The 19,795-nt window shown below is 68.8% G+C and carries 22 protein-coding genes; 17 read left to right on the plus strand and 5 right to left on the minus strand.

The window, feature by feature from the left end; all coding sequences use genetic code 11:
- The first annotated feature begins 170 nt into the window (after positions 1 to 170).
- The 4 genes from NA12_RS03530 to NA12_RS03545 all read left to right on the plus strand — a co-directional run bounded on the left by NA12_RS03530 (position 171) and on the right by NA12_RS03545 (position 2,269).
- A complete protein-coding gene (locus NA12_RS03530) occupies positions 171 to 422 on the plus strand; it encodes a hypothetical protein (protein ID WP_067445880.1) in 252 nt (83 codons plus the stop codon).
- A gap of 81 nt (positions 423 to 503) precedes the next feature.
- On the plus strand, positions 504 to 995 hold the full coding sequence (locus tag NA12_RS03535) for a DUF2599 domain-containing protein (protein ID WP_067445882.1): 492 nt from the start codon (positions 504 to 506) through the stop codon (positions 993 to 995).
- A 12-nt stretch (positions 996 to 1,007) separates the two neighbouring features.
- Entirely contained in the window at positions 1,008 to 1,664 is a 657-nt protein-coding gene (locus NA12_RS03540; protein WP_067445884.1) for an SDR family oxidoreductase, read from the plus strand.
- A 353-nt stretch (positions 1,665 to 2,017) separates the two neighbouring features.
- Positions 2,018 to 2,269: a hypothetical protein gene (locus tag NA12_RS03545; protein WP_067445886.1), complete on the plus strand. Its 252-nt coding sequence runs from the start codon at positions 2,018 to 2,020 to the stop codon at positions 2,267 to 2,269.
- A 105-nt stretch (positions 2,270 to 2,374) separates the two neighbouring features.
- Here NA12_RS03545 and NA12_RS03550 read toward each other — a convergent pair whose 3' ends face one another.
- Together NA12_RS03550 and NA12_RS03555 are read right to left on the minus strand one after the other, a co-directional pair.
- Positions 2,375 to 3,259, minus strand: coding sequence for a Sco1979 family transcriptional regulator (locus tag NA12_RS03550; protein WP_067445888.1), 885 nt, complete (start codon positions 3,257 to 3,259; stop codon positions 2,375 to 2,377).
- An 18-nt stretch (positions 3,260 to 3,277) separates the two neighbouring features.
- Positions 3,278 to 3,511, minus strand: coding sequence for a DUF397 domain-containing protein (locus tag NA12_RS03555; RefSeq protein WP_067445890.1), 234 nt, complete (start codon positions 3,509 to 3,511; stop codon positions 3,278 to 3,280).
- Between the two features lie 353 nt (positions 3,512 to 3,864).
- On the opposite strand from NA12_RS03555, the gene NA12_RS03560 reads away from it, so the two are divergent.
- The 6 genes from NA12_RS03560 (at position 3,865) to NA12_RS03585 (ending at position 9,943) form a co-directional block, all read left to right on the plus strand.
- Complete coding sequence (locus tag NA12_RS03560; protein WP_067445892.1) at positions 3,865 to 4,053, plus strand: hypothetical protein; 189 nt, start codon at positions 3,865 to 3,867, stop codon at positions 4,051 to 4,053.
- Positions 4,054 to 4,141: 88 nt separating this feature from the next.
- Positions 4,142 to 4,576 carry a CBS domain-containing protein gene (locus NA12_RS03565; RefSeq protein WP_067447426.1) on the plus strand — a complete coding sequence of 145 codons (435 nt, stop codon included), beginning with the start codon at positions 4,142 to 4,144 and terminating at the stop codon, positions 4,574 to 4,576.
- An 86-nt stretch (positions 4,577 to 4,662) separates the two neighbouring features.
- On the plus strand, positions 4,663 to 5,931 hold the full coding sequence (locus NA12_RS03570; protein ID WP_243654894.1) for an aminotransferase class V-fold PLP-dependent enzyme: 1,269 nt from the start codon (positions 4,663 to 4,665) through the stop codon (positions 5,929 to 5,931).
- A 39-nt stretch (positions 5,932 to 5,970) separates the two neighbouring features.
- Complete coding sequence (locus NA12_RS03575; RefSeq protein ID WP_067445894.1) at positions 5,971 to 7,224, plus strand: heavy-metal-associated domain-containing protein; 1,254 nt, start codon at positions 5,971 to 5,973, stop codon at positions 7,222 to 7,224.
- Entirely contained in the window at positions 7,221 to 8,630 is a 1,410-nt protein-coding gene (locus NA12_RS03580; RefSeq protein ID WP_067445896.1) for a type III PLP-dependent enzyme domain-containing protein, read from the plus strand. Before NA12_RS03575 ends, NA12_RS03580 begins: the two co-directional genes overlap by 4 nt.
- The gene (locus NA12_RS03585; protein ID WP_067445898.1) at positions 8,630 to 9,943 is read left to right on the plus strand and encodes a pyridoxal-phosphate dependent enzyme; all 1,314 of its coding nucleotides are present in this window, start codon (positions 8,630 to 8,632) and stop codon (positions 9,941 to 9,943) included. The genes NA12_RS03580 and NA12_RS03585 overlap by 1 nt, the downstream gene beginning before the upstream one ends.
- Here NA12_RS03585 and NA12_RS03590 read toward each other — a convergent pair whose 3' ends face one another.
- Positions 9,944 to 11,464, minus strand: coding sequence for a condensation domain-containing protein (locus NA12_RS03590; protein ID WP_243654895.1), 1,521 nt, complete (start codon positions 11,462 to 11,464; stop codon positions 9,944 to 9,946).
- A gap of 216 nt (positions 11,465 to 11,680) precedes the next feature.
- On the opposite strand from NA12_RS03590, the gene NA12_RS03595 reads away from it, so the two are divergent.
- The 3 genes from NA12_RS03595 to ligD all read left to right on the plus strand — a co-directional run bounded on the left by NA12_RS03595 (position 11,681) and on the right by ligD (position 14,321).
- Positions 11,681 to 12,061: a cold-shock protein gene (locus tag NA12_RS03595; RefSeq protein WP_371855970.1), complete on the plus strand. Its 381-nt coding sequence runs from the start codon at positions 11,681 to 11,683 to the stop codon at positions 12,059 to 12,061.
- Between the two features lie 185 nt (positions 12,062 to 12,246).
- Positions 12,247 to 13,326 carry an ATP-dependent DNA ligase gene (locus NA12_RS03600; RefSeq protein WP_207905594.1) on the plus strand — a complete coding sequence of 360 codons (1,080 nt, stop codon included), beginning with the start codon at positions 12,247 to 12,249 and terminating at the stop codon, positions 13,324 to 13,326.
- The gene (gene ligD, locus NA12_RS03605) at positions 13,323 to 14,321 is read left to right on the plus strand and encodes a non-homologous end-joining DNA ligase (protein ID WP_067445904.1); all 999 of its coding nucleotides are present in this window, start codon (positions 13,323 to 13,325) and stop codon (positions 14,319 to 14,321) included. Before NA12_RS03600 ends, ligD begins: the two co-directional genes overlap by 4 nt.
- Positions 14,322 to 14,324: 3 nt before the next feature.
- Here the strand turns inward: ligD and NA12_RS03610 are convergent, their stop codons facing one another.
- A complete protein-coding gene (locus NA12_RS03610; protein WP_067445906.1) occupies positions 14,325 to 15,032 on the minus strand; it encodes a hypothetical protein in 708 nt (235 codons plus the stop codon).
- A gap of 261 nt (positions 15,033 to 15,293) precedes the next feature.
- Here NA12_RS03610 and NA12_RS03615 point away from each other — a divergent pair, with 261 nt between their 5' ends.
- On the plus strand, positions 15,294 to 15,647 hold the full coding sequence (locus NA12_RS03615; RefSeq protein ID WP_067445908.1) for a hypothetical protein: 354 nt from the start codon (positions 15,294 to 15,296) through the stop codon (positions 15,645 to 15,647).
- On the opposite strand, the gene NA12_RS03620 is transcribed toward NA12_RS03615, so the two are convergent.
- Entirely contained in the window at positions 15,644 to 16,213 is a 570-nt protein-coding gene (locus NA12_RS03620) for a TetR/AcrR family transcriptional regulator (RefSeq protein WP_371855971.1), read from the minus strand. The genes NA12_RS03615 and NA12_RS03620 overlap by 4 nt on opposite strands.
- Before the next feature lie 235 nt (positions 16,214 to 16,448).
- Between NA12_RS03620 and NA12_RS03625 the strand changes: the two genes are divergently transcribed.
- The 3 genes from NA12_RS03625 to NA12_RS03635 all read left to right on the plus strand — a co-directional run bounded on the left by NA12_RS03625 (position 16,449) and on the right by NA12_RS03635 (position 19,792).
- Entirely contained in the window at positions 16,449 to 17,879 is a 1,431-nt protein-coding gene (locus NA12_RS03625) for an SDR family NAD(P)-dependent oxidoreductase (RefSeq protein ID WP_067447439.1), read from the plus strand.
- Between the two features lie 69 nt (positions 17,880 to 17,948).
- Positions 17,949 to 18,323, plus strand: a complete 375-nt coding sequence (locus NA12_RS03630; RefSeq protein WP_067445910.1) for a DUF2784 domain-containing protein — start codon at positions 17,949 to 17,951, stop codon at positions 18,321 to 18,323.
- Positions 18,324 to 18,424: 101 nt separating this feature from the next.
- Positions 18,425 to 19,792 (plus strand): CoA transferase, encoded by a 1,368-nt coding sequence (locus NA12_RS03635; protein WP_084472446.1) that lies wholly within the window; start codon positions 18,425 to 18,427, stop codon positions 19,790 to 19,792.
- Positions 19,793 to 19,795 lie beyond the last annotated feature (3 nt).

Below are 19,795 nucleotides of genomic sequence, written 5' to 3' on the forward strand. Positions count from 1 at the left end.
CTCGGTGCGGTTGTGACCGGAGGCAGAACGCCGATATGCGCGCGCACCGCCGCGGCGACAGGTGGTTGTGAGATCTCCAAGCAGAATCAGAACGTGTTCCGCTCGATGGTGCGAGTACCTACCGTCGAGTAGGAAGGCGCTCACCAGTGCCGGGGCGAAAGGAGCACGCCATGATTCCCACCGACGAGAGCATCGCCGCCACCCTCCACCGCATCGACCCGAACGAGCTACCGACCCGGCGGATCACGGTCTACTTCGACGGCCCGACTCCCGAGGACGCACTGGTGCTGGAATACGCCGCGACTCAGGCCGAGGCGTGGGAGTTCACCTCGGCGGCGGCCCACTCCGGGCTGGTGGTGACCGTTGACGGCAACGTCGGCCCCGGCCTGCGCCGGCTGCCGTGCCGATCGCTGTGGCATTGACACTCGTGGCACCGCGACGCCGACCGCACTAGGCTGGCCCGGCGGGCGCTCGTCGGCCCGCGGTGAGGAGAAAGGGCTTTCGTGACACGGTGGCAGTTCCCGCTCGCACTCGCCGCGACGGCCGCCCTCACCGGGTGCGGCGCGGCCGACACCACAGAGGTCGCCACCCCGCCCGGCACCACCGTCCCGGCAACCACGACCACCACCACCAAGCGAGTGCCCGCCACCATCGCACCGCCGACCACCACCGTCGACCCCTACGCGGGCCTGCCCCTCATCGATCATGTGACGTGGACCGAGAACATCGACGGTCCCCGGCTGCTCGTCGTCCCCACCCAGGCCGGCCGCAAAACCGCCGCGACCGGCGCCGACGAACTCGCCTGGCAGGAAGTACGCGCCCTCGACCCCGACGCCGACGCGCCGGGGATGCGCGACCAGTTCGTGTGCCACTGGGTCTGGGCCAGGATGGTAGCGCCCGACAAACCGAGCTGGAATCTCGAACCATGGCGCCCCGACGTCGGCTATCAGGCCACGGTGGCGGCGAACTGCAATCCCGGCGGCCCCGAACGCTGATAGGAGCATCCCATGCGCATTGTCATCGCCGGTGGACACGGCAAAATCGCTCTCCTGCTCGCCCAGGCGCTGACCCGGCGCGGTGATCACGTGCACGCGCTCATCCGGGATCCCGGCCAGGCCGCCGATATCACCGCGACCGGCGGCGTACCGGTCATCTACGACATGGAGCGCGACACCCCCGCCGATCTCGCGGCCGCGGTCGCCGGTTCGGACGCGGTGGTGTTCGCCGCGGGCGCGGGCGCGGGCAGCGGCGCCGCGCGCAAGTACACGGTCGACCTCAACGGCTCGGTACAGCTGGCCGACGCCGCCGAACGGACGGGCGTCGCGCGCTTCGTGCAGATCTCGACGATGGGAGCGGGCAGCCGGCCCGCACCGGGGACCGACGAGGTGTGGGCCGCCTATCTCGATGCCAAGACCCGCGCCGAGGACGACCTGCGGACTCGTGCGCTGGCGTGGACGATTCTGCGACCGGGTCAACTCACCGACGCCGAAGGCAACGGTTTGATCACGCTCGGACCGCCGCCGATTCCGCGCGATTCGATCCCGCGCGCGGATGTCGCCGCGACGCTCGCGTCGGTCTTGCTCGCGGACAATACCTTTCAGCGCACCCTCGAGCTGGTCTCCGGAACGGTGCCGATCGAGTCGGCCGTCGCAGCCATTCAATAACCAGAAATTAACTATTGCGAGATTCTCCACCCCTCGATCACGATTACCCTGGGCTCATGCAGTATTGTCGCCAACCAGGAAACACAGCGAGCCGCCGGTCACGCCGCTATTCGAGCGTCATCGATGACAGAGGTGGTGCCGCCGCCCTGGATTCGCCGCTCAGAAGCCGGGAAATGCACCGCATCGAGACGAAAACGATCGTGCAGATGTGCTTGCATCTGAAAGTGTCCCCGTCCTAAACTCATGGCCGCAACACAATTCAGGGGATAGTCAGGGGAGGCCGCGAGCGGCACACCCGGGGCAATTATTTGCCTTGGGTTTGCCACAGCCTGAGCAGCACAGGGGCAATTCAAATGAACAACACCACGGGCCGTTTCGGCCTCGCTGATCGCACGGCGACCGCCGCCGGCGCCGCACAGGCGTCGAGAGAAAGCGCGGTCGCTTTTGTCATCGATGCCGTGGAATCCACCGGCGCGGCCACCCGTAACGACTTCGATATCGACCGCATCGTGACCACCGCGCACGATCTGGCCGACGACTGGGATCTGCAGACGCTGACGCCCGATACCTTCTGGCGCATCGCCGCCGGCTGCATCCGGTACTGAACGGAGAACACGCTTTCACCGATCGGACCGCGCGCCCGAGGAGCGCGCGGTCCGATCGGTTTCTCGGTTTTCGACCCCGCCCGGCCGTTCAGGTCGGCTCGGCTGCTACTCCCGCTCCGCGTAGGACAGCAGGATCTCGCGTGAGCGATCCGGCCGTTCGGCCTGGACGCTGAGCTGATCCATCACCGACAGATACATCGCGAGGTCCTGGCGGCGCTCGAGGTAGAGCGCGCTGGTGAGTTGCTCGAGGTAGACGATGTCGGGCAGTTCCGGCTCGCCGAAGCGCAGAATGCTGAACGAACTACCCGCCGCCGCGTGTCCGCCTGCGGCGTACGGCAGCACCTGCACCGTCACGTTCGGCAGCAGCGAGAGCTCGGCCAGGTAGCGCAACTGGGCCCGGTGTACCTCACGCCCGCCGATCGGACGATGCAGCACCGCTTCGTCGAGCACCGCCCAGACCACCGGCGGGTCGATCCGGCGCAGGACATCCTGGCGCAACTGCCGAACCTGAACCCGACGATCGGTTTCCGCGTCGGCGAAACCGAGGGTCACGATCGCCCTGGTGTATTCCGGCGTCTGTAGCAGGCCGGGGACCAGCTGCGCCTCGTAGGTACGGATCTGACTGGCCGCCTGCTCGAGCCCGAGGTAGGTGCTGAACCACGACGGCAGCAGATCGCTGTAGCGATGCCACCAGCCGGGTTCGCTTGCCTGCCTCGCCAATTCGAAGAACGAGGTACGTTCCACCGGGTCGTGCACGCCGTAGAGCGTGAGCAGATCCCGGATGTCGCGTTCCTTGAACCCGGTGCGGCCCAGCTCTAGTCGGCTGATCTTGGCGTGCGATCCGCGGATCGCGTCACCGGCGGCCTCACGGGTGATGCCTTTGCCCTCGCGTAGCTTGCGCAATTGGCCACCCAGCGCGATACGCAGCACGGTAGGGCCGCGGTCGGCAACAGGTTGTACGCGACCGATCTCGTCGGGTTCAGCCGTCATGGACCCAGATCCTACCGATTACCCGGTGAGGTAGTCGAACTCTCCGGCCTTCGCGCCGCGGATGAACGCGTCCATCTCGGGCCGGGTGTAGAAGATCACCGATCCTTGCGGATCGCGCGAGTTGCGCACGGCGACCGAACCGTCGACGGCTTCGGCGACTTCGACACAGTTGCCGCTGGGGTTGCTGAAGGTGCTTTTGCGCCACGCACCGTCTCCCGGGCGTTCACGCTGATCATGCTGCATTCCGGACATACCGCACTCCTCCTTGTCGAATGATGCCCACTGGTACGAACATTGCAGATGCACGCACAAACGTTCTTGCATCTGCGTTGCGCGAGGGGACATTAACACGCGAATAGCCACCGCGCACCGGTCGGTACTTTCCTGATGCCGGGACCCCGGGACAGGCCTCGACCGACTCGTCCAGCCCCCTGAATTCACAAGCGCCGCAACTTCATCGCGGTGCAACACAGCCACAACGAACGTGCAGATGTGCTTGCATTCGAAAACGACGCGCCCGTAGACTCGGGCCGCAAGATCATCGGGAGGTACGCCGGCTCCACCGAGCCGGGCAGACCTTCCGTCGCCGAATGGGAGGGGACGCGATGAGCAGTCCGTTTCAGCGACACCTCGGTGCCGCAGGCGCACCGCCCACGGCGTGTAGCGACGAGCCGAACGGGCTCACCTACCGTCAGGCGCGCGAAATGCTGAGCCAACACGACATCCACGGTCCGCAGTGTCGCCAGTGGCTGGCCGCGGCCGCGTACCTGTCCGCGGGGCTCGACGACGAATAGCGCGGTCGTAACGTCTTCGTGCTGGTCAGGTCGGTGACGACCGGTCATGCTGGTGGGCGACGATCGATCCCGGATGGGTGGTGCGCGTATGCGGATAGCGGAGATCCTGCGCAACAAGGGCAGGGCGGTCACGACCGTCGTGCCGCAGACCACGGTGCGCGACCTGCTCACGGCACTGGCCGACCACAACATCGGCGCGGTGGTCGTTTCCCCCGACGGCGCCGTGATCGCGGGCATCGTCTCCGAACGCGATGTGGTGCGTCATCTTCATGTCCACGGCGCGGCGCTGCTTGATCGGCCGGTCACCGACATCATGACCGCCCGCGTGCGCACCTGCGGGCCCGACGAGGACGTGTCCTCGCTGCGGGATGTGATGACCGAACATCGGATCCGGCACATGCCGGTGGTGCGGTCCGACCGGCTCGTCGGCATCGTCAGTATCGGCGATGTGGTGAAGAGCGAGATCACCGAACTGGCCGCCGAGCGCGAACACCTCGTCGACTACCTCCAGGGCAATTACTGAACCACGCGGTACCTCGTGACACCGAAAACCCTTGCGCCTGATAATTCTTCGCGAGCCACACCGAAAACCTGCGTATCGTTGAGCTGGTGCACCCCGAGCTCGCCGCCGCCCCGGCGACCCGGCACGCGCCCACCCCGGTGCCCTCCTCGTTTCGCGCGCGGTTTCCGGCCCTGGCCGACCCCGCGGTGGTCTATCTCGACAGTGCCGCGACGACGCAGAAGCCCGACACCGTCATCGCCGCCGTCAGCGACTACCACCGCGAGCACACCGCCAACGCGGGCCGGGGCACCTATGGCTGGGCCACCACGCTGTCGGCGCGGATCGCCGCCGTCCGCACCAGGGCGGCCGATTTCCTCGGCGCGCGCCACAGCGACGAGATCGTGTTCACCAGCGGAGCCACCGCGGCTCTGGGCGCGATCGCGCACAGTTGGGGTCTGGCCGCACTGACCGACGGCGACGAGATCCTCTACAACCCCGCCGATCACGCCGCCAATGTGCTGCCGTGGCACCACCTGCGCGACACTCTCGCCCGGTTCGGCCGTCGCATCGTGTTGCGGCCCTATCGGAGCACCGCGACCGGCGAAGCCGATATCGAGGACATCCTCGCGCAGGTCGGTCCGCGCACCCGGCTGATCACCACCAGCCATCTCCATCACGTGTACGGCGGACTCACCACCCTCGAGGAATTGCGCGGCCGCATCGACCCCGAGATCCTGCTGTGCTTCGACTGCTCGCAGAGCGGCGGGCACCTGCCGGTGGATGTCACCGCGTTGGGTGCCGATTTCGCGGTCTTCGCGGGGCACAAGATGTTCGGTTCGCCCGGCACGGGGCTGCTGTACTGCCACCGCAGGGTGCACGCCACGCTGCGGCCCTTCCTACCCGGCGGGAACTCCGGGGTCAGGATCTCCGATGCCGGTCTCGTCGGCACCGGAATGCCCGAGCTGCTCGAGGGCGGTACGCACAACATTCCCGGGATCCTGTCCCTCGCTCCCGCTTTCGACCTTCTCGACGAGCTCGACCGCCGCACTGTCGCCGAGCACAACCGGGTGCTCACGCTGCGGCTCATCGACGGCCTGCGCGAGGTGGCCGGGCTCGACTTCCGTCCCGGGCCCGCGTACGCCGCCTGCGCCGTCGGCTACGGGATCGTCTCGTTCACTCTCGACACGATCAGCGCGGCCGACCTCGGGTTCGTCCTGGCCGACGCCGGGTTCCTGGTGCGAACCGGCGCGCATTGCGTGCCCTCGGCCGAGGCCGAGCAGGGGTCGGTACGGGTGAGTACCCACCTCTACAACACCCTCGACGAGATCGACCGCTTCGTCGCCTGTGTGTCCGGCATCGCCGCACCCGGGCGCTGAACGACCTGTCCGTCAAGCCCCCGACGCCGAGGAGGAACGATGGGCTCGCCCACCGTGCAGCAGTATGATCGTCGCGCCGCGTCCCGGGTACTGGCCCGGCTGGCCGCGCCCGGACTGTTCGCCGCCACACAACCGCCCCCTTCGGCGCGAATAGCGTTTCGCGCCACCGCATTACAGCCCGAGACCGGTTCGGCACTGACACAGTCACAGCGGATGTACCTGGAACGGTTCATGCGACCGTGCCGCCCCGATCAGGTGACCAGCGCGACCCACCGCCTCACCTGGACCGACAGCGCGGGCATCCCCAATACCGGGTACTTCCACACCGCGGGCGCGGGTCCCGAACTCGCGGTACTCGCCCGGGAAACCGTTCTCGCACTGTGGCATTCGCTAGCGGCATCCGGCCTCCCCGCGCGGGCCGCGGCCCTGTCCGACCACGATCGGGGTGTCCTCACCGCGACCACCACCGACCACGATCCGCACGAGATCTTCCGGGTCGGCATCGAGGCGACGGGGCGCGCACTGGTCCAGCACGGGCTGATCGCCGCCGACACCCCCTATCGCGGACTGGTCGAATTCGCGACCGGGCTGCGCGATTCCGGCGTTTTCACCGCCGTCGCGACCCGCTGGTTCTGGGAACTGCAGGCGTCGACGTTCCGGCGCGGGATGATCCCGGTGCGCTTGGCCACCCAGCCCGACGGGTCCGTGCGCTATACCGCCGACTCGATCGCCGTCCTGCGCGCGATGAAGGACGCCACCATCGCCGACGCGCACGCGGTGATGCTGCGCGCGACCACCGAGGAGGGTCTCGAGATCGAAGCGGCCGTCGCGAAATACCACGACGACCTCGACCTGATCTCGCGGCAGTACGCCCTGCTGCCCGCCGACACCCGACCCACCTGTCCTGCCGCGACGCAGCACGACATCGACGGTGCCGGTGTGCACGTCCTCGCCATGGTCGTCGATCGGTTCGTCGAAACGTTCGCCGCGCTGGCGGGCTCGGTCGAAGCGGTCGAGGACCCGACCACGGAGCGGCCGGGCACCGGCCCCGACGGCGACGACGGCGTTTTCTATGTCCCGGATATGAGTTGCCGTCATTGTGTCCGCACGATCACCGCCCTGCTCGAGTCGATGCAGATCGCGGTCGTCGAGATCGACCTGGAGTCCAAACGGGTGATTGCCCGAATCCGCAGCCCGCGCAACCGGTTCCGGGTCTTCGAGGCATTGCGCGACGGCGGCTACAACCCGGTCGACGACGTGTCGGCGCAGGTGCCCGGCGCGTCGGTGGGATGATCCCGCCCGCCGTTCCCGCCGCGCTGGATCCACTCGTCGCCGCGTTCCTCACCGATCGCGACGGCGTGCGTGCCGCGCTGCGCCGCTACGGCTCCCCCCTGCACCTGGTGTTCCCGCAGATCTTCACCGCCAACCTCGCCGCGTTGCGGGCCGTGCTCGATGTTGGCGCCATCCGGCATCGGATCTGCTACGCGCACAAAGTGAATCGTTCGGCGGCGTTCGTTCGGACGGCCGCGCACGCGGGAATCGCCGTCGACGTGGCCTCGGTGGGCGAACTGCGTTCCGCGCAGGCCGCCGGATTCCCCGCCGATCGCATCGAGGTGACCGGACCCAAGGGTGCCACGGCGCTGCGAGCCGCGCTGGGGGCCGCGGCGACGGTCAATGTGGACAACCTCTGGGAACTCGCGACCCTGGCCGACTTGGCACCGGCGGAGACGATAGTGCCCGTCCTGCTGCGGGTTTCGGGCTTCTCCGGTAGCTCACCGAGCCGGTTCGGCATCGATCTCACCGAGGTGGCGACAGCACTGGAACTGCTGGTTCGGCACCGAAACCGGTTGCGGCTGCTCGGCTTCGCCTTCCACCTCGATACGGCCGCCACCGCGGAACGGGTCAACGCCGTGGGCGACTGTCTGGAACTGATCGAGCGGGCCTACGCGCACGGGCTCGCGCCGACGGTGCTCGATATCGGCGGCGGTCTTCGTCAGGTCTTCACCGCCGACGCCGACGGGTACGACGCCTACGACCGGGCACTGCGGGCCGGCCTGCTCGGGAGCGGCCCCGCGATGCACTGGGGCAACAACACCTTCGGCTATCACGTCGCCGAGGCGAAGGTGCACGGCGGACCGGTGTTCCACAAGTACGCCAATACCGAATCCGCCGCCGACATCCTCGCCGCACTACTCGCCGCCCCGCTGCCCGGGCACGGGGGACGAGCGCTGGGCGCGGTCCTCACCGACAATCTGCTCGAGCTGTGGCTGGAACCGGGCAAAGCGCTCGTCGATCACGCCGGCATCACCGTGGCGCAGGTCGAGTTCGTCAAACAGGCGGGCACCGGCGCGACGCTGGTCCATCTCGATCTCAGTCGCGACACCGTCACCGCCGCCGACCAGGAGGTCCTCATCGACCCGATCGTGCTGGCCGAGGTCGCCGAGCCACGGCCCGCCGGGGTGTATTTCGCCGGGCACCTGTGTCTGGAACGCGACCTGATCACCCAGCGGCAGGTGCGGGTCGCGCGGCTGCCGTCCCCCGGCGACCCGGTGATCTTCCCCAATACCGCCGCCTACCACACGGATCTGTCGGCCGCACAGGCCGCCATGCACCCGACTCCCGCGAAAGTCGCTGTGCTGCACCATGAAGGACGGTTCGTTCTCTGCCCCGACGCCGACTACCGCCCTGGGGGCCGGTGATGGTCTACGCCCACATCACCGAGCTGATCGGCAACACTCCCCTGCTGCGCCTCGACCCCGCCGTACACGGCCTGCCCGATGTCGACCTCTACGCGAAACTGGAGTCGCACAATCCCTTCGGTTCGGTGAAGGACCGCGTCGCCTGGGCGATGATCCGCGAGGACCTCGCGCGCATCCGCGCGGGCGAACAGTCGTTCATCGAGGCGTCGAGCGGCAACACCGCCAAAGCGCTGCGGGTACTCGGCGCGCTGCACGGCATTCCCCTGCGCGCGGTCACCAACCGGATCAGGGTGAGCGAGGTCCGCCAGCTGCTGCAACTGCTCGGCACCGAGATAGTGGAACTGCCCGGCCTGTCCGAATGCCCCGATCCCCATGCGGCCGACGATGTTTCGGCCGTCATCGAGCAGACCATCGGCCAGGCGCCGGATCGCTGGTTCCACCCCTCGCAATACACCAACGAGCGCAATATCGCGGCCCATCACGACGGCACCGGCACCGAGATCGCCACCGACCTCGCCGACGCGGGCATCGACCATCTCGACTATCTGATCGGCGGCCTCGGCACCACGGGCTCGACCAGGGGCACCGCGACGGCGCTGCTCGCCCACCATCCGGACCTGCGCACCATCGGGGTGGTGTCGGACCGCTTCGACTTCATCCCCGGTATCCGCTCCGAGCGCGAGATGTGGGACGTCGGCCTGTTCCGTCCGGACTTCTACGACGAGATCGTCACCGTCGATTCCGCCGCCGCCATCGAGGCGACCCTCGATCTGATGCGCGGCTACGGTGTGCTCGCCGGACCCACCAGCGGCGCGGGCTATTGCGCCGCCCTTCGCACCCTGGCCGCCGCGCCACGCCCCGAGGGTCGGGCGCTGGTGGCCGTGCTGATCGTGTGCGACCGGATCGAACCGTATCTGTCCTATCTCTCCACCCGCAGGCCGGACCTGTTCGGCAAGCCCACCGTGCCCGCGCCGCCGAGCCCTGACGACACCGCGCCGACGCTGTCCCCGGCCGAGCTCGCCGAACTCGACCGCACCGGCAGGCCCACCGTGGTCGATACCCGCGGCGCGATGGCCTACCGCGTCGGACACGTCCCGGGCGCGCTCAACATCCGCGACGACCAGCTCGACGAGATGCTCACCCAGGGCGTGCCGTTTCCGCGGTCACGGCCGCTGGTGTTCGTGTGCCCGGTCGGGGAAACCTCGCTGCGTTTCGCCGCGGTGGCCCACCGGGCGGGCTACCAGGCGTTCAGCCTCGCGGGCGGCATCGTCGCGTGGCGCGACGCCGGGTACGCGATGGAGCGGGGTGGCTGATCAGACGAGCACCCTGGTGGCGCGACGGGCGGGGCCGCGCGCGCGAGGATGACCGGTCGTCGCCAGCAGCGCCGCGAGCGGGCCGCGATACCCCTCGGCGAGCAGCCCGACGACCGCCAGGAAGCGGGCCACGAACTGCTGCGCGGTCGCCTCGTCGAACCGCGCGATCGGATAGATGAACGACCCGTCGACCCCGGCGGGCGCGCCGAGCGGATCGTAATGATCGGTGAGCCCGAACTCGAGGTCGTGCTTGGCCCTGACCACACCGGTCGACACCTCGGTGATCGAAAGGCCCGGCGCCGCAGGGGGTTCGACGGTGGCACGTCGCGCTTGCGCGCGCTGCAGGATGAGCGTGGCCTGGAACAGCGGCAGGGCGGCGTCCTGCGGCAGGCAGCGCTTGAGGCGGGGGTTGGGGGTGTCGGGGTGGGCGTACGCGGCGAGCGCGACCCGGCGCACCTGTTCGAGGAGCTCGCCCACATCGGCGGCACGGTCGAGGCGCACGCGCATCAGCACGTCATCGGAGAAGTTGCCGACGAGATCATCGAGCAGCCGGTGATCGCGGCCCGACACCGCGGTGGCGACCGTGACATCGCCGCTGCGCGCGAACGCGCCGACGGTGAGCGCGAACGCGGCCTGCAACACCATGAACAGGCTCGCGCGCCCCTCCTGCGCCATCCGCAGCAGCCCCGCGTGAGTCACGGCGTCGAACGAAATCGGCAGCAGCGCACCGGCGACCGGATCGATCGGGGGCGCGGGGAGTTCCCGGACGGGCAGGTCGAGCAGGGCCGGGCGACCGGCCAGCGCGTTGGCCCAGTACCGCAGCTGATGGGTGGCCCGGCTCCACTCGTCGGTGAACTCGCCGAGCTGCTCGTGTTTCCACAGGGTGTAGTCGATGTAGCTGATCGGCAGCGGCGGCCAGTGCGGGCACGTACCGGCGCGGCAGGCCGAGTAGGCGGTGACGAGGTCACGGATCAGTGGGCCCATCGAGCGGCCGTCGACCGAGATGTGGTGCACGACAAGGGCGAGCACCACATCGTCGGGACCGAGCACGAACAACCGTGCCCGCACCGGCAGGTCGCGGGCGAGGTCGAAGGGCTGTGCCGCCAGTGCGGCGACGGCGGGGGCGAGGTCGGCTTCGCTGACGCCGTGTTCGGCCACATCGAGCACGACATCGTCGGGATCGACGACCTGCTGGGCCGGACCGAACTCGGTGTCCGGATACCGGGTGCGCAGTGGAACATGGCGCACGACAAGAAGTTTCAGCGCCGCCCGCAAGGCCGCTACGTCAACGGAGGCGCCGCGCAAGCGCAGGGCCCGCGCGACGTTCCAATCGCCCGAACGACCGAGCTGGGCGGCATGCCACATGCGCTCCTGCGCGGGCGCCAGCGGCACCCGCGCCGGACACGGTCGCGGCGCGAGCACCGGTGTCGCGACGGGCCGCAGGCAGACCGGGTCACGCCCGGTGCGCGCCGCCGCCAGTACGCCGCTACCGGCGTCGAATCCCCCCGATCTGCTCCCCACACCGGGGTCCGACACGCGTCTACAACCTCCACACCGTTCCGACAGGTGAGCAACGCTAACGAGTGGATGTGAACGCGCAGTTACCGAATTGTGACCATGTCCGGTCGGTCGCCCCTGTCGCGCATCCCGAGATTTCGTCGACTATCCACTTTCCGGGCGAATCGCCCAAAAGCCGCGTTAGAGTATCGGCGGGGAAGCGGAGCGAGGAGTTGGTTGGTGTCCATCGGGAAATTGGTGTCTTTCGACGGCTCACGGGGTTTCGGGTTCATTCGGCCCGATGACGGCGGGCCCGATGTGTTCGTCCACGTCAACGACATCGGCCTCGACGAGGACGAGCTGCGCCAGGGTCGCCTGTTCGAATTCGATGTGACCGAAGGTGACCGGGGCCCCAAGGCGATCAACCTGACCGCGGTCGGACAGCCCCCCGTCGCGCCGAAAACGCGCAAGGGCGGCGACAAGCTCGGTCCCGACGAACTGCGTCAGCAGATCACCGAATTGCTGCTGGAAGCCTCCCCCGCGCTCACCGCGGCCGAGATCATCACCATCCGCGACCGGTTCACCACCTTCGCCGACGAACACGGCTGGCTCGACAGCTGAGCGCACGCCCGAGCGGCTGCCCCGCCCGCCGATGCACCGCGGCGCGGACTCCCTCGGAAGGCGACAGACGCGCACTCGATGTCCGCGCACGTGTCGGTCCCCCGTCCTACGATCGCCTCACACACCGATGAATCGGGCGTGCTCGCGTCGTCGACACGGGTGAACACACCCGCGAGGAGGATCGGATGGATCTACCGGTGATGCCGCCAGTGCGCCCGATGCTGGCCAAGTCGACACCGTCGCTGCCCCGCGAACCGGGACTCAGCTACGAGCCCAAGTGGGACGGCTTCCGCTGCATCGTGTTCCGTGACGGCGACGAGATCGAACTCGGCTCCCGCAACGACCGCCCGCTCACCCGGTATTTCCCCGAGCTGGCCGAGCTGCTGAAGCAGTCGTTGCCGCCACGCTGCGTCATCGACGGGGAGATCGTGGTCGTCACCGAGCACGGTCTCGACTTCGACACCCTGCAGCAGCGGCTCCATCCGGCCGCGTCGCGGGTCGCCAAGCTCGCGGTAGAGACTCCGGCCAGTTTCGTCGCGTTCGATCTGCTCGCCCTCGGCGATCGCGATCTCACCACCGAACCCTTCGCGCGGCGGCGCGGCGAGCTCGAGTCGTTGCTCGACGCCGCGCCCGGCCGGATCCATCTCACGCCGATCACCCACGATCCCGATGTGGCTCAGGACTGGTTCACCCGGTTCGAGGGCGCGGGCTTCGACGGCGTGATGGCCAAGTCCGACGAGCTGGCCTACCTGCAGGACAAGCGAGTGATGCTCAAGATCAAGCACGAACGCACCGCCGATTGCGTGGTCGCCGGATACCGGATGCACAAGGACGGCGAGGGCGTCGGTTCGCTGCTACTCGGCCTGTTCGACGACGAGGGCCACCTGCACCATGTGGGGGTGGCCTCGAGTTTCACCGCGGCCCGGCGCCGCGAACTCCTCGGCGAACTGGCGCCGTTGCGCGAGCACGCGCTCGACGATCATCCGTGGCGCGACTGGGCCGACGCGGCCGCGCAGGCGAACGCCGACGGCAAGATGCCCGGCGGGCAGAGTCGCTGGAGCGGCGGCAAGGATCTGTCGTGGGAACCCTTGCGACCGGAATTGGTCGCCGAGGTGCGCTACGAGCACGTGCAATCGGGGCGGTTCCGCCACGGTGGACGACTGGCGCGGTTCCGGGCCGACCGCACACCCGATTCGTGTACCTACGCCCAACTCGACGAAGTGGCACCCGCCGAACTCGACGCGATCTTCGGAGTGGCTCGATGAGCGCCGCGGTGGAACTCGACATCGACGGGCGGACGCTGAGCATCAGCAATCCCGACAAGGTGTACTTCACCAAGCGCGGGGAGACCAAGCTCGACCTGGTCAACTACTACCGGGCCGTCGCCGAACCGCTGCTCGGGGTGATCGGTGGTCGGCCGCTGCTGCTGGAACGCTATCCCGACGGGGCGTCGGGCAAGTCCTGGTTCCAGAAACGGGTGCCGAAGTCGGCGCCGGACTGGTTGCGGACCGTGGAGGTATCCACGCCGAACGGCACCACCAGCGACGCGCTGGTGGCCCACGATCTCGCGCACATCCTGTGGGCGGTGAATCAGGGCTGTCTCGGTTTCCACGTGTGGCCCAATCACGTCCCGGATCTGCGGATCGCCGACGAACTGCGCATCGACCTCGATCCCTCGCCCGGCATCGGTTTCGACGATCTGCGCCGCGCGGCGGTACTGACCCGCGCGCTGCTGGCCGAGCTCGGCCTCGACTCCGCCATCAAGACCTCGGGCTCTCGTGGCCTGCACATCTACGCGGCGCTGGAACCGCGCTGGGACGGTTACGAAGTGCGAGCGGCCGCGGTGGCGCTGGCCAGGGAACTCGAGCGCAGGCATCCCGAGGAGATCACCGCGCAGTGGTGGAAAGAGGAACGCGGCGCGCGGGTGTTCATCGACTTCAATCAGAACGCCCCGCACAAGACCGTGTTCGGCGCGTGGTCGGTGCGACCGAAGGTCGGCGGTCAGGTGTCGACGCCGATCACCTGGGCCGAACTCGACACCGTCGTCCCCGACGAACTCACCCTCGCCACCGTGCCCGCCCGCCTCGCCGAGTCGGGTGATCCCTGGGCCGGCCGGGCGCCGCAATCGATCGAACCGCTCCTGGCGATGTCGGAGCGCGACATGGCGGCGGGGCTGATGGACGCGCCATGGCCACCGCAGTATCCGAAGATGCCGAACGAGCCGCCGCGGGTGCAACCGAGCCGGGCCAAGAAGGACTGAGCGCTATTCGGAGGTCCAGGCGGACCACACCGCGGCGCTGCCCTTGCCCTCGCACACGAGCGCGTGGTTGTCGGAGGTACGACCCGACTTGTCCACCGAGGGATCGCACTTCGCCCCCGCGGTGTAGTACGACCCCGACACCTTGAACGGCCCTGACCAGGTGTAACCGCTCGCCCCGCGCAGGCACAGCAAGGTCGCGCCATCGGCCGCGACGCCGAGCAGACCGGCCTTGTCCGCGGCGCACTCCGTGCCCTTCGCGACGACGCCGACCTTCTCACCACCGCCCGCCGGACTCGTCACCGGGGCGGCTTCGGTCACCGTCGGTGCGGCGACGGAGGTCACCGCTGCCGGTGTGGTCGTCGCCGCCGATTGGGCCAGGGTCGGAACCGCCACGTCCAACCCGCCGAACACGGCGAGCCCGACCACTACCGCCACCGCCACCTCGCAAATACCGAGCAGCAACGCGAGCATCGCGATCCCCCGCCCGCGCGGATGCCCGAACGACAACAGCCCGAACACGATCGCGATCGGGAACAGCAGCACCAGCGCGGCCGCGAGCGCCACCATCGCGTACGGATTCACCCGCGGTTGGTCACCGTGACGGCCACCCGCCGCGCTCTCCGTGCTGACCTGCGGCCAGCGCTGACCGTCCCAGCGCCGATCGTCGGACTCCTGCTCGAGGCCGTCGTCCCATTCCTCGTACCGTGCCATCAACCCCGAGTCCCTCTCCGATCTCCCCGGGCGCACAACGAAACAGGTGCGACGCCGGGTTACGCGACGAGAATAGGGACTCAGAGCCCGTGAGAACAGCTCAAACGCGAAATAGGGTCACAGTGGCATAACGTGTCACAACACCGCGGCCCGCCCGGTAACGAACCGGCTAACGCCCTTACCTCGGTACCCGCGACGGGTTCATGCTGGTAATCAAGTGCGGTGCACCATCGCGCACTCCTTGGCTCGCGAGGAGGAACCATGTCCGACAGCACGCCTCCGGCAGACCGCGCCTGGCATTCCCAAGCCGGCGATCTACTGGCCGACGACTACAACGTTCCCGGCATCATCATGTGCGCGATCGGGGTGGTCGGGCTTGCTTGCACCCTCGTGGCGGCGGGAACCGAGCACACCGGATGGGCGATCGCGGCCGCGATCATGACGCTACTTTTCATCGGCGGCGGTGTCGGTGCGTTGCTGTTCGAGCATCATCGGGAGAGGAAGATCGAACAGGCGCTCGGCCGCACCGGCCATGCGCCCGGCCACGCCGGACCCCAGCGCTACGGTGCCGCACCGATCGAGACGCGACGCTCGGACAGCGAGCCCGATTCCTAGCCTTCGCCCGCGTCCGCGGTCGGTTCCGGCTCGGTGATCAGGACGCTGGGAATCGTCACGGTGATCATCGTGAGCAAGGTGTCGGCCAGCAGGCGATGCACCTGTGCCCTGGTGAGGGTCGCGCGCATGATCCATTCGCGCCCGGCGACCTTCACCAGACCCGCGTAGGCGAGTACCAGCGCACGCGATGGTGCGCTGTCGGCCAGATCCGCGCGCCCGATCATCACCAGCATCCGTTCGGCGGCGGCGTCGTCGGCCTGGTCGAGGATCTGCTGCACCTCGGGGTCGTCACCGACCCCCTCGTGGCTGGTGACCTTCACCCAGGTGGTGCCGTGTTCGGCGATGGTGTCGAGCAACCAGCCCACGATCGAGTCGACTCGTTCGCCCGGTGTGCCCTCGGGAATGGACACCTTGTCCTGCCGGGGCAGGGTCACCATCCGACGCACCACCGCCAGATACAGGTCCCGCTTGTTGCCGAAATAGTGGTTGATCAGGCCACGGGCCACCCCCGCGCGCTGGGCCAGTTCCGCGGTCGACACCGCGGCGTAGGGCCGTTCCCCGAACATGCCGATGGCACACGCCAGGATCTGCGCTCGTCGCTCGTCGGGTTCGAGCCTGCGCCTGCGCGGCGCGTCTGCGGTGTCGATGTCCAGCGGGGAAATCGCGGTTCTCCGTCGAGTTCGATAACCGTCGCGCGGTTGCAGCGACGGCCCATCACGATACCCAGCGGGTCGCTCGCGCGGCCAATGCGACAATAGATGTCGTCCACCGCTCCCGCACGAAGGAATGTCGCACTCCCCGATGACCGAGAACATGATCGATCCGGATGAGTTGGCGACCTGTCTGCGAGTACTGGAACGCGCCGGGCAGCTGGAGAAGGAACACCCCGACTCCATCGCCGTGCAGCGCGCCGTCGGACATATGTTCAAGAAGCTCAAGCACCGCCGCCGCATCGAGGCCAGGGAACAGGTCTCCTCGAACGACCGGGCCGTCATCGCCGCGACCGCGACCGGGTCCCCGCAGCGCATCGACGACGAGACCGCGGGCATCCCGATCAGTTCGTCCACCGCGGGCGCCAGCGCGGGCACCCTGCTCAAGGCCCGTCCCTGCTACATCTGCAAGCAGAAGTACACCCAGGTCGACGCGTTCTACCACCAGCTGTGTCCCGACTGCGCCGCCGCGAGCCACACCAAGCGCGACGCCCGCACCGACCTGTCCGGCAAACGCGCCCTGCTCACCGGTGGTCGCGCCAAGATCGGCATGTACATCGCGTTGCGCCTGCTGCGCGACGGCGCGCACACCACCATCACCACCCGCTTCCCCAACGACGCGATCCGCCGCTTCGCCGCGATGGAGGACAGCGCCGACTGGCTGCACCGGCTGCGCGTGGTCGGCATCGATCTCCGTGATCCCGCGCAGGTGGTCGCCCTCGCCGACGACGTCGCCGCACAGGGCCCGCTCGACATCCTGATCAACAACGCGGCCCAGACCGTGCGCCGATCGGCGGGCGCCTACAGCGCCCTGGTCGACGCCGAGACCGCGCCGCTGCCCGCGGGCACGCTGCCGGAGATGGTCACCTTCGGCAAGACCATGCAGGCACACCCCACCGCGCTCACCGCCTCCCTCACCCCGTCGCTGTCGGCCCGCGATGTCGCCGAACTCGCGCTGGTGGCCGGTTCGGCCACCCCGGAGCGGATCGCGGCGGGCGTGGCCATCGACGCCGGTGGTCTGGTTCCCGATCTCGCGCACACCAACAGCTGGGTGCAGACCGTCGGCGAGGTGGAGGCGACCGAACTTCTCGAGGTGCAGCTGTGTAATTCGGTCGCGCCGTTCATCCTGGTGTCGCGGTTGCGCCCGGCGCTGGCCGCCGCGGCGGGCAGGCGCAAGTACGTGGTCAATGTCTCGGCGATGGAAGGCCAGTTCGGCCGCGGCTACAAGGGCCCGGGGCACCCGCACACCAATATGGCCAAGGCCGCGCTCAACATGCTCACCCGCACCAGCGCGCTCGAGATGTTCGAGGCCGACTCGATCCTGATGACCGCGGTCGACACCGGCTGGATCACCGACGAACGTCCGCACTTCACCAAGATCCGCCTCGCCGAGGAGGGCTTCCACGCCCCGCTCGATCTCGTCGACGGCGCCGCCCGCGTCTACGACCCGATCGTGCAGGGCGAGGACGGTGTCGATCTGTACGGCTGCTTCCTGAAGGATTACCGGCCTTCGCCCTGGTGACGCAAGCGATGCCGAACCGGAATGATGATCATGATGCCGCCGGGTGGCGCCGCTACATATCCTGAGTAGGTGCCGTTCCGGGTGCTGGCCGACGTTGTCGCCGTCACCCACGTCGCGTTCATCGCGTACGTGGTCGCCGGCGGTTTCCTGGCGTGGCGATGGCCGCGCACGATCGGCCCGCACGCGCTGGCCGTGGCGTGGGGCTTCGGCACCATCCTGATCGGCTTCGACTGCCCCCTCACCTACGCCGAGAACTGGGCTCGCCGACGAGCCGGGGTCGGCGAGTTGCCCGCCGCCGGGTTCATCGACCACTACCTCACCGGGGTGATCTACCCCGACAGCGCGCTCGGCTCGGTGCGCGCGCTCGCCGCGCTGGCGGTGCTCGTATCGTGGCTCGGCTACGCGCGCCGGTATCAGCGTCGACTCAGCTCGCGTGTCGTGTGATCTCCCCGCGCGACCGCGGTATCCGAACCCACTTGGGTCGCAGCCGTATTCACACTCACATCACACTCCTCGCCGCCGTCACCGCAACTAGGCTGGTGGATGTGATCACCGCGCAGCAGCTCGTCGACGCCTACGAGACGGGACTCGGACTCCCGCCGTCGAGCGATGCCGAGGTGCCGGACCCCGGTGCGCGCTTGGCGGCCACCCTCCCGGTGTGGGCGCTCGCGGCGGGGTCGGTCGCGGCGGCGAGCGCGGCCGCGAATCGGGTCCGGGTCGCACACGCGCTGCCCACCCGCCCTGTTCGCCTCGATGTCGACCGGGTGAGCGCGGCGTTCAGCAGCGAACGACTGTTCCGGCGAGGCGGTAGCGCGCCCGTGTTCTTCGCCGACCTGTCGGGCTTCTTCCCCACCGCCGACGGCTGGGTGCGCACCCACGCGAACTACCCCCATCACCGGCAACGACTGTTGCGCGCGCTCGAACTCCCGGCATCGAGTGACGCCGCCGGGCTCACGGCCAGGTTTTCCGTGATGAAGGGCGCCGAGATCGAAGACGCCGCCGCTGCCGCGGGGGCCATCGCGGCACGGGTCCGCACCGAGGGCGATTGGGCGGATAGCCCGATGGGCCGTGCGGCCGCCTTCGGGCCGTTGGTCGCGGTCGATACTCGCACGTCGACCACGCGCCGGCCGGGTGCGCGGGCGCACGTCGCGACGGTCGAGCGGCCGCTGACCGGTATTCGCGTACTCGACCTCACCCGCGTCCTCGCGGGCCCGGTGGCCACCCGAACGCTGGCTCTGCTCGGCGCAGACGTGCTGCGCGTCGACCCACCGCAGCTACCCGAGATCGACTGGCAGTTCGCCGACAACTGCCAGGGCAAACGCTCGACACTGCTCGATCTCCGCAGCGACCTGGCGACCTTCGAGGCCCTTCTCGCGGAGGCTGATGTGCTGGTCACCGGCTATCGCCCGGGCGCCCTCGCCGCAGCCGGTGTCCACGCGGCCGGACGATCCGGTCTGATCGAGGCCTCCGTTTCGGCCTGGGGTACCAGTGGACCGTGGGGTGAGCGACGCGGTTTCGACAGTATCGTCCAGGCGGCCTCCGGCATCTCGTTGCTCGAGGGCACACCGGATCGCCCCGGCGCGCTTCCGGCCCAGGCACTGGACCACGGGTCGGGCTACCTGCTGGCCGCCGCCGTCATGGACGCCCTGGTGGCTCGCACCGATGACGGTTTCGGCCGCGGCATCCGGGTGTCGCTGGCGCGCACGGCGTCCTGGCTGCTGACCGCGGGCGACCGCTGTCCCGACCATCCCGCCGCGACACCGCCGAAACCGGGGTCGACTGTCACCCACAGCGAACTGGTCACGGCCGCACCGGTATTCGCCGATTACGACGACTACCGCTGGCCGGCGCCACCCTACGGATCAGCGCAGCCGTTCTGGGTGGAAGCGCCCGATCACTACCACCGCCCGTGACCG

It is taken from the genome of Nocardia alba NBRC 108234 (assembly GCF_001612665.1).
GTDB lineage: Bacteria > Actinomycetota > Actinomycetes > Mycobacteriales > Mycobacteriaceae > Nocardia > Nocardia alba.

What these genes read in the sequence shown, in the direction of transcription:
- NA12_RS03530 (WP_067445880.1), top strand. Translation starts at nt 171, where the DNA reads ATGATTCCCACCGACGAGAGCATCGCCGCCACCCTCCACCGCATCGAC.
- NA12_RS03540 (WP_067445884.1), top strand. Translation starts at nt 1,008, where the DNA reads ATGCGCATTGTCATCGCCGGTGGACACGGCAAAATCGCTCTCCTGCTC.
- NA12_RS03545 (WP_067445886.1), top strand. Translation starts at nt 2,018, where the DNA reads ATGAACAACACCACGGGCCGTTTCGGCCTCGCTGATCGCACGGCGACC.
- NA12_RS03550 (WP_067445888.1), bottom strand. Translation starts at nt 3,259, where the DNA reads ATGACGGCTGAACCCGACGAGATCGGTCGCGTACAACCTGTTGCCGAC.
- NA12_RS03555 (WP_067445890.1), bottom strand. Translation starts at nt 3,511, where the DNA reads ATGTCCGGAATGCAGCATGATCAGCGTGAACGCCCGGGAGACGGTGCG.
- NA12_RS03560 (WP_067445892.1), top strand. Translation starts at nt 3,865, where the DNA reads ATGAGCAGTCCGTTTCAGCGACACCTCGGTGCCGCAGGCGCACCGCCC.
- NA12_RS03565 (WP_067447426.1), top strand. Translation starts at nt 4,142, where the DNA reads ATGCGGATAGCGGAGATCCTGCGCAACAAGGGCAGGGCGGTCACGACC.
- NA12_RS03575 (WP_067445894.1), top strand. Translation starts at nt 5,971, where the DNA reads ATGGGCTCGCCCACCGTGCAGCAGTATGATCGTCGCGCCGCGTCCCGG.
- NA12_RS03580 (WP_067445896.1), top strand. Translation starts at nt 7,221, where the DNA reads ATGATCCCGCCCGCCGTTCCCGCCGCGCTGGATCCACTCGTCGCCGCG.
- NA12_RS03585 (WP_067445898.1), top strand. Translation starts at nt 8,630, where the DNA reads ATGGTCTACGCCCACATCACCGAGCTGATCGGCAACACTCCCCTGCTG.
- NA12_RS03600 (WP_207905594.1), top strand. Translation starts at nt 12,247, where the DNA reads ATGGATCTACCGGTGATGCCGCCAGTGCGCCCGATGCTGGCCAAGTCG.
- ligD (WP_067445904.1), top strand. Translation starts at nt 13,323, where the DNA reads ATGAGCGCCGCGGTGGAACTCGACATCGACGGGCGGACGCTGAGCATC.
- NA12_RS03610 (WP_067445906.1), bottom strand. Translation starts at nt 15,032, where the DNA reads ATGGCACGGTACGAGGAATGGGACGACGGCCTCGAGCAGGAGTCCGAC.
- NA12_RS03615 (WP_067445908.1), top strand. Translation starts at nt 15,294, where the DNA reads ATGTCCGACAGCACGCCTCCGGCAGACCGCGCCTGGCATTCCCAAGCC.
- NA12_RS03620 (WP_371855971.1), bottom strand. Translation starts at nt 16,213, where the DNA reads ATGTTCGGGGAACGGCCCTACGCCGCGGTGTCGACCGCGGAACTGGCC.
- NA12_RS03625 (WP_067447439.1), top strand. Translation starts at nt 16,449, where the DNA reads ATGACCGAGAACATGATCGATCCGGATGAGTTGGCGACCTGTCTGCGA.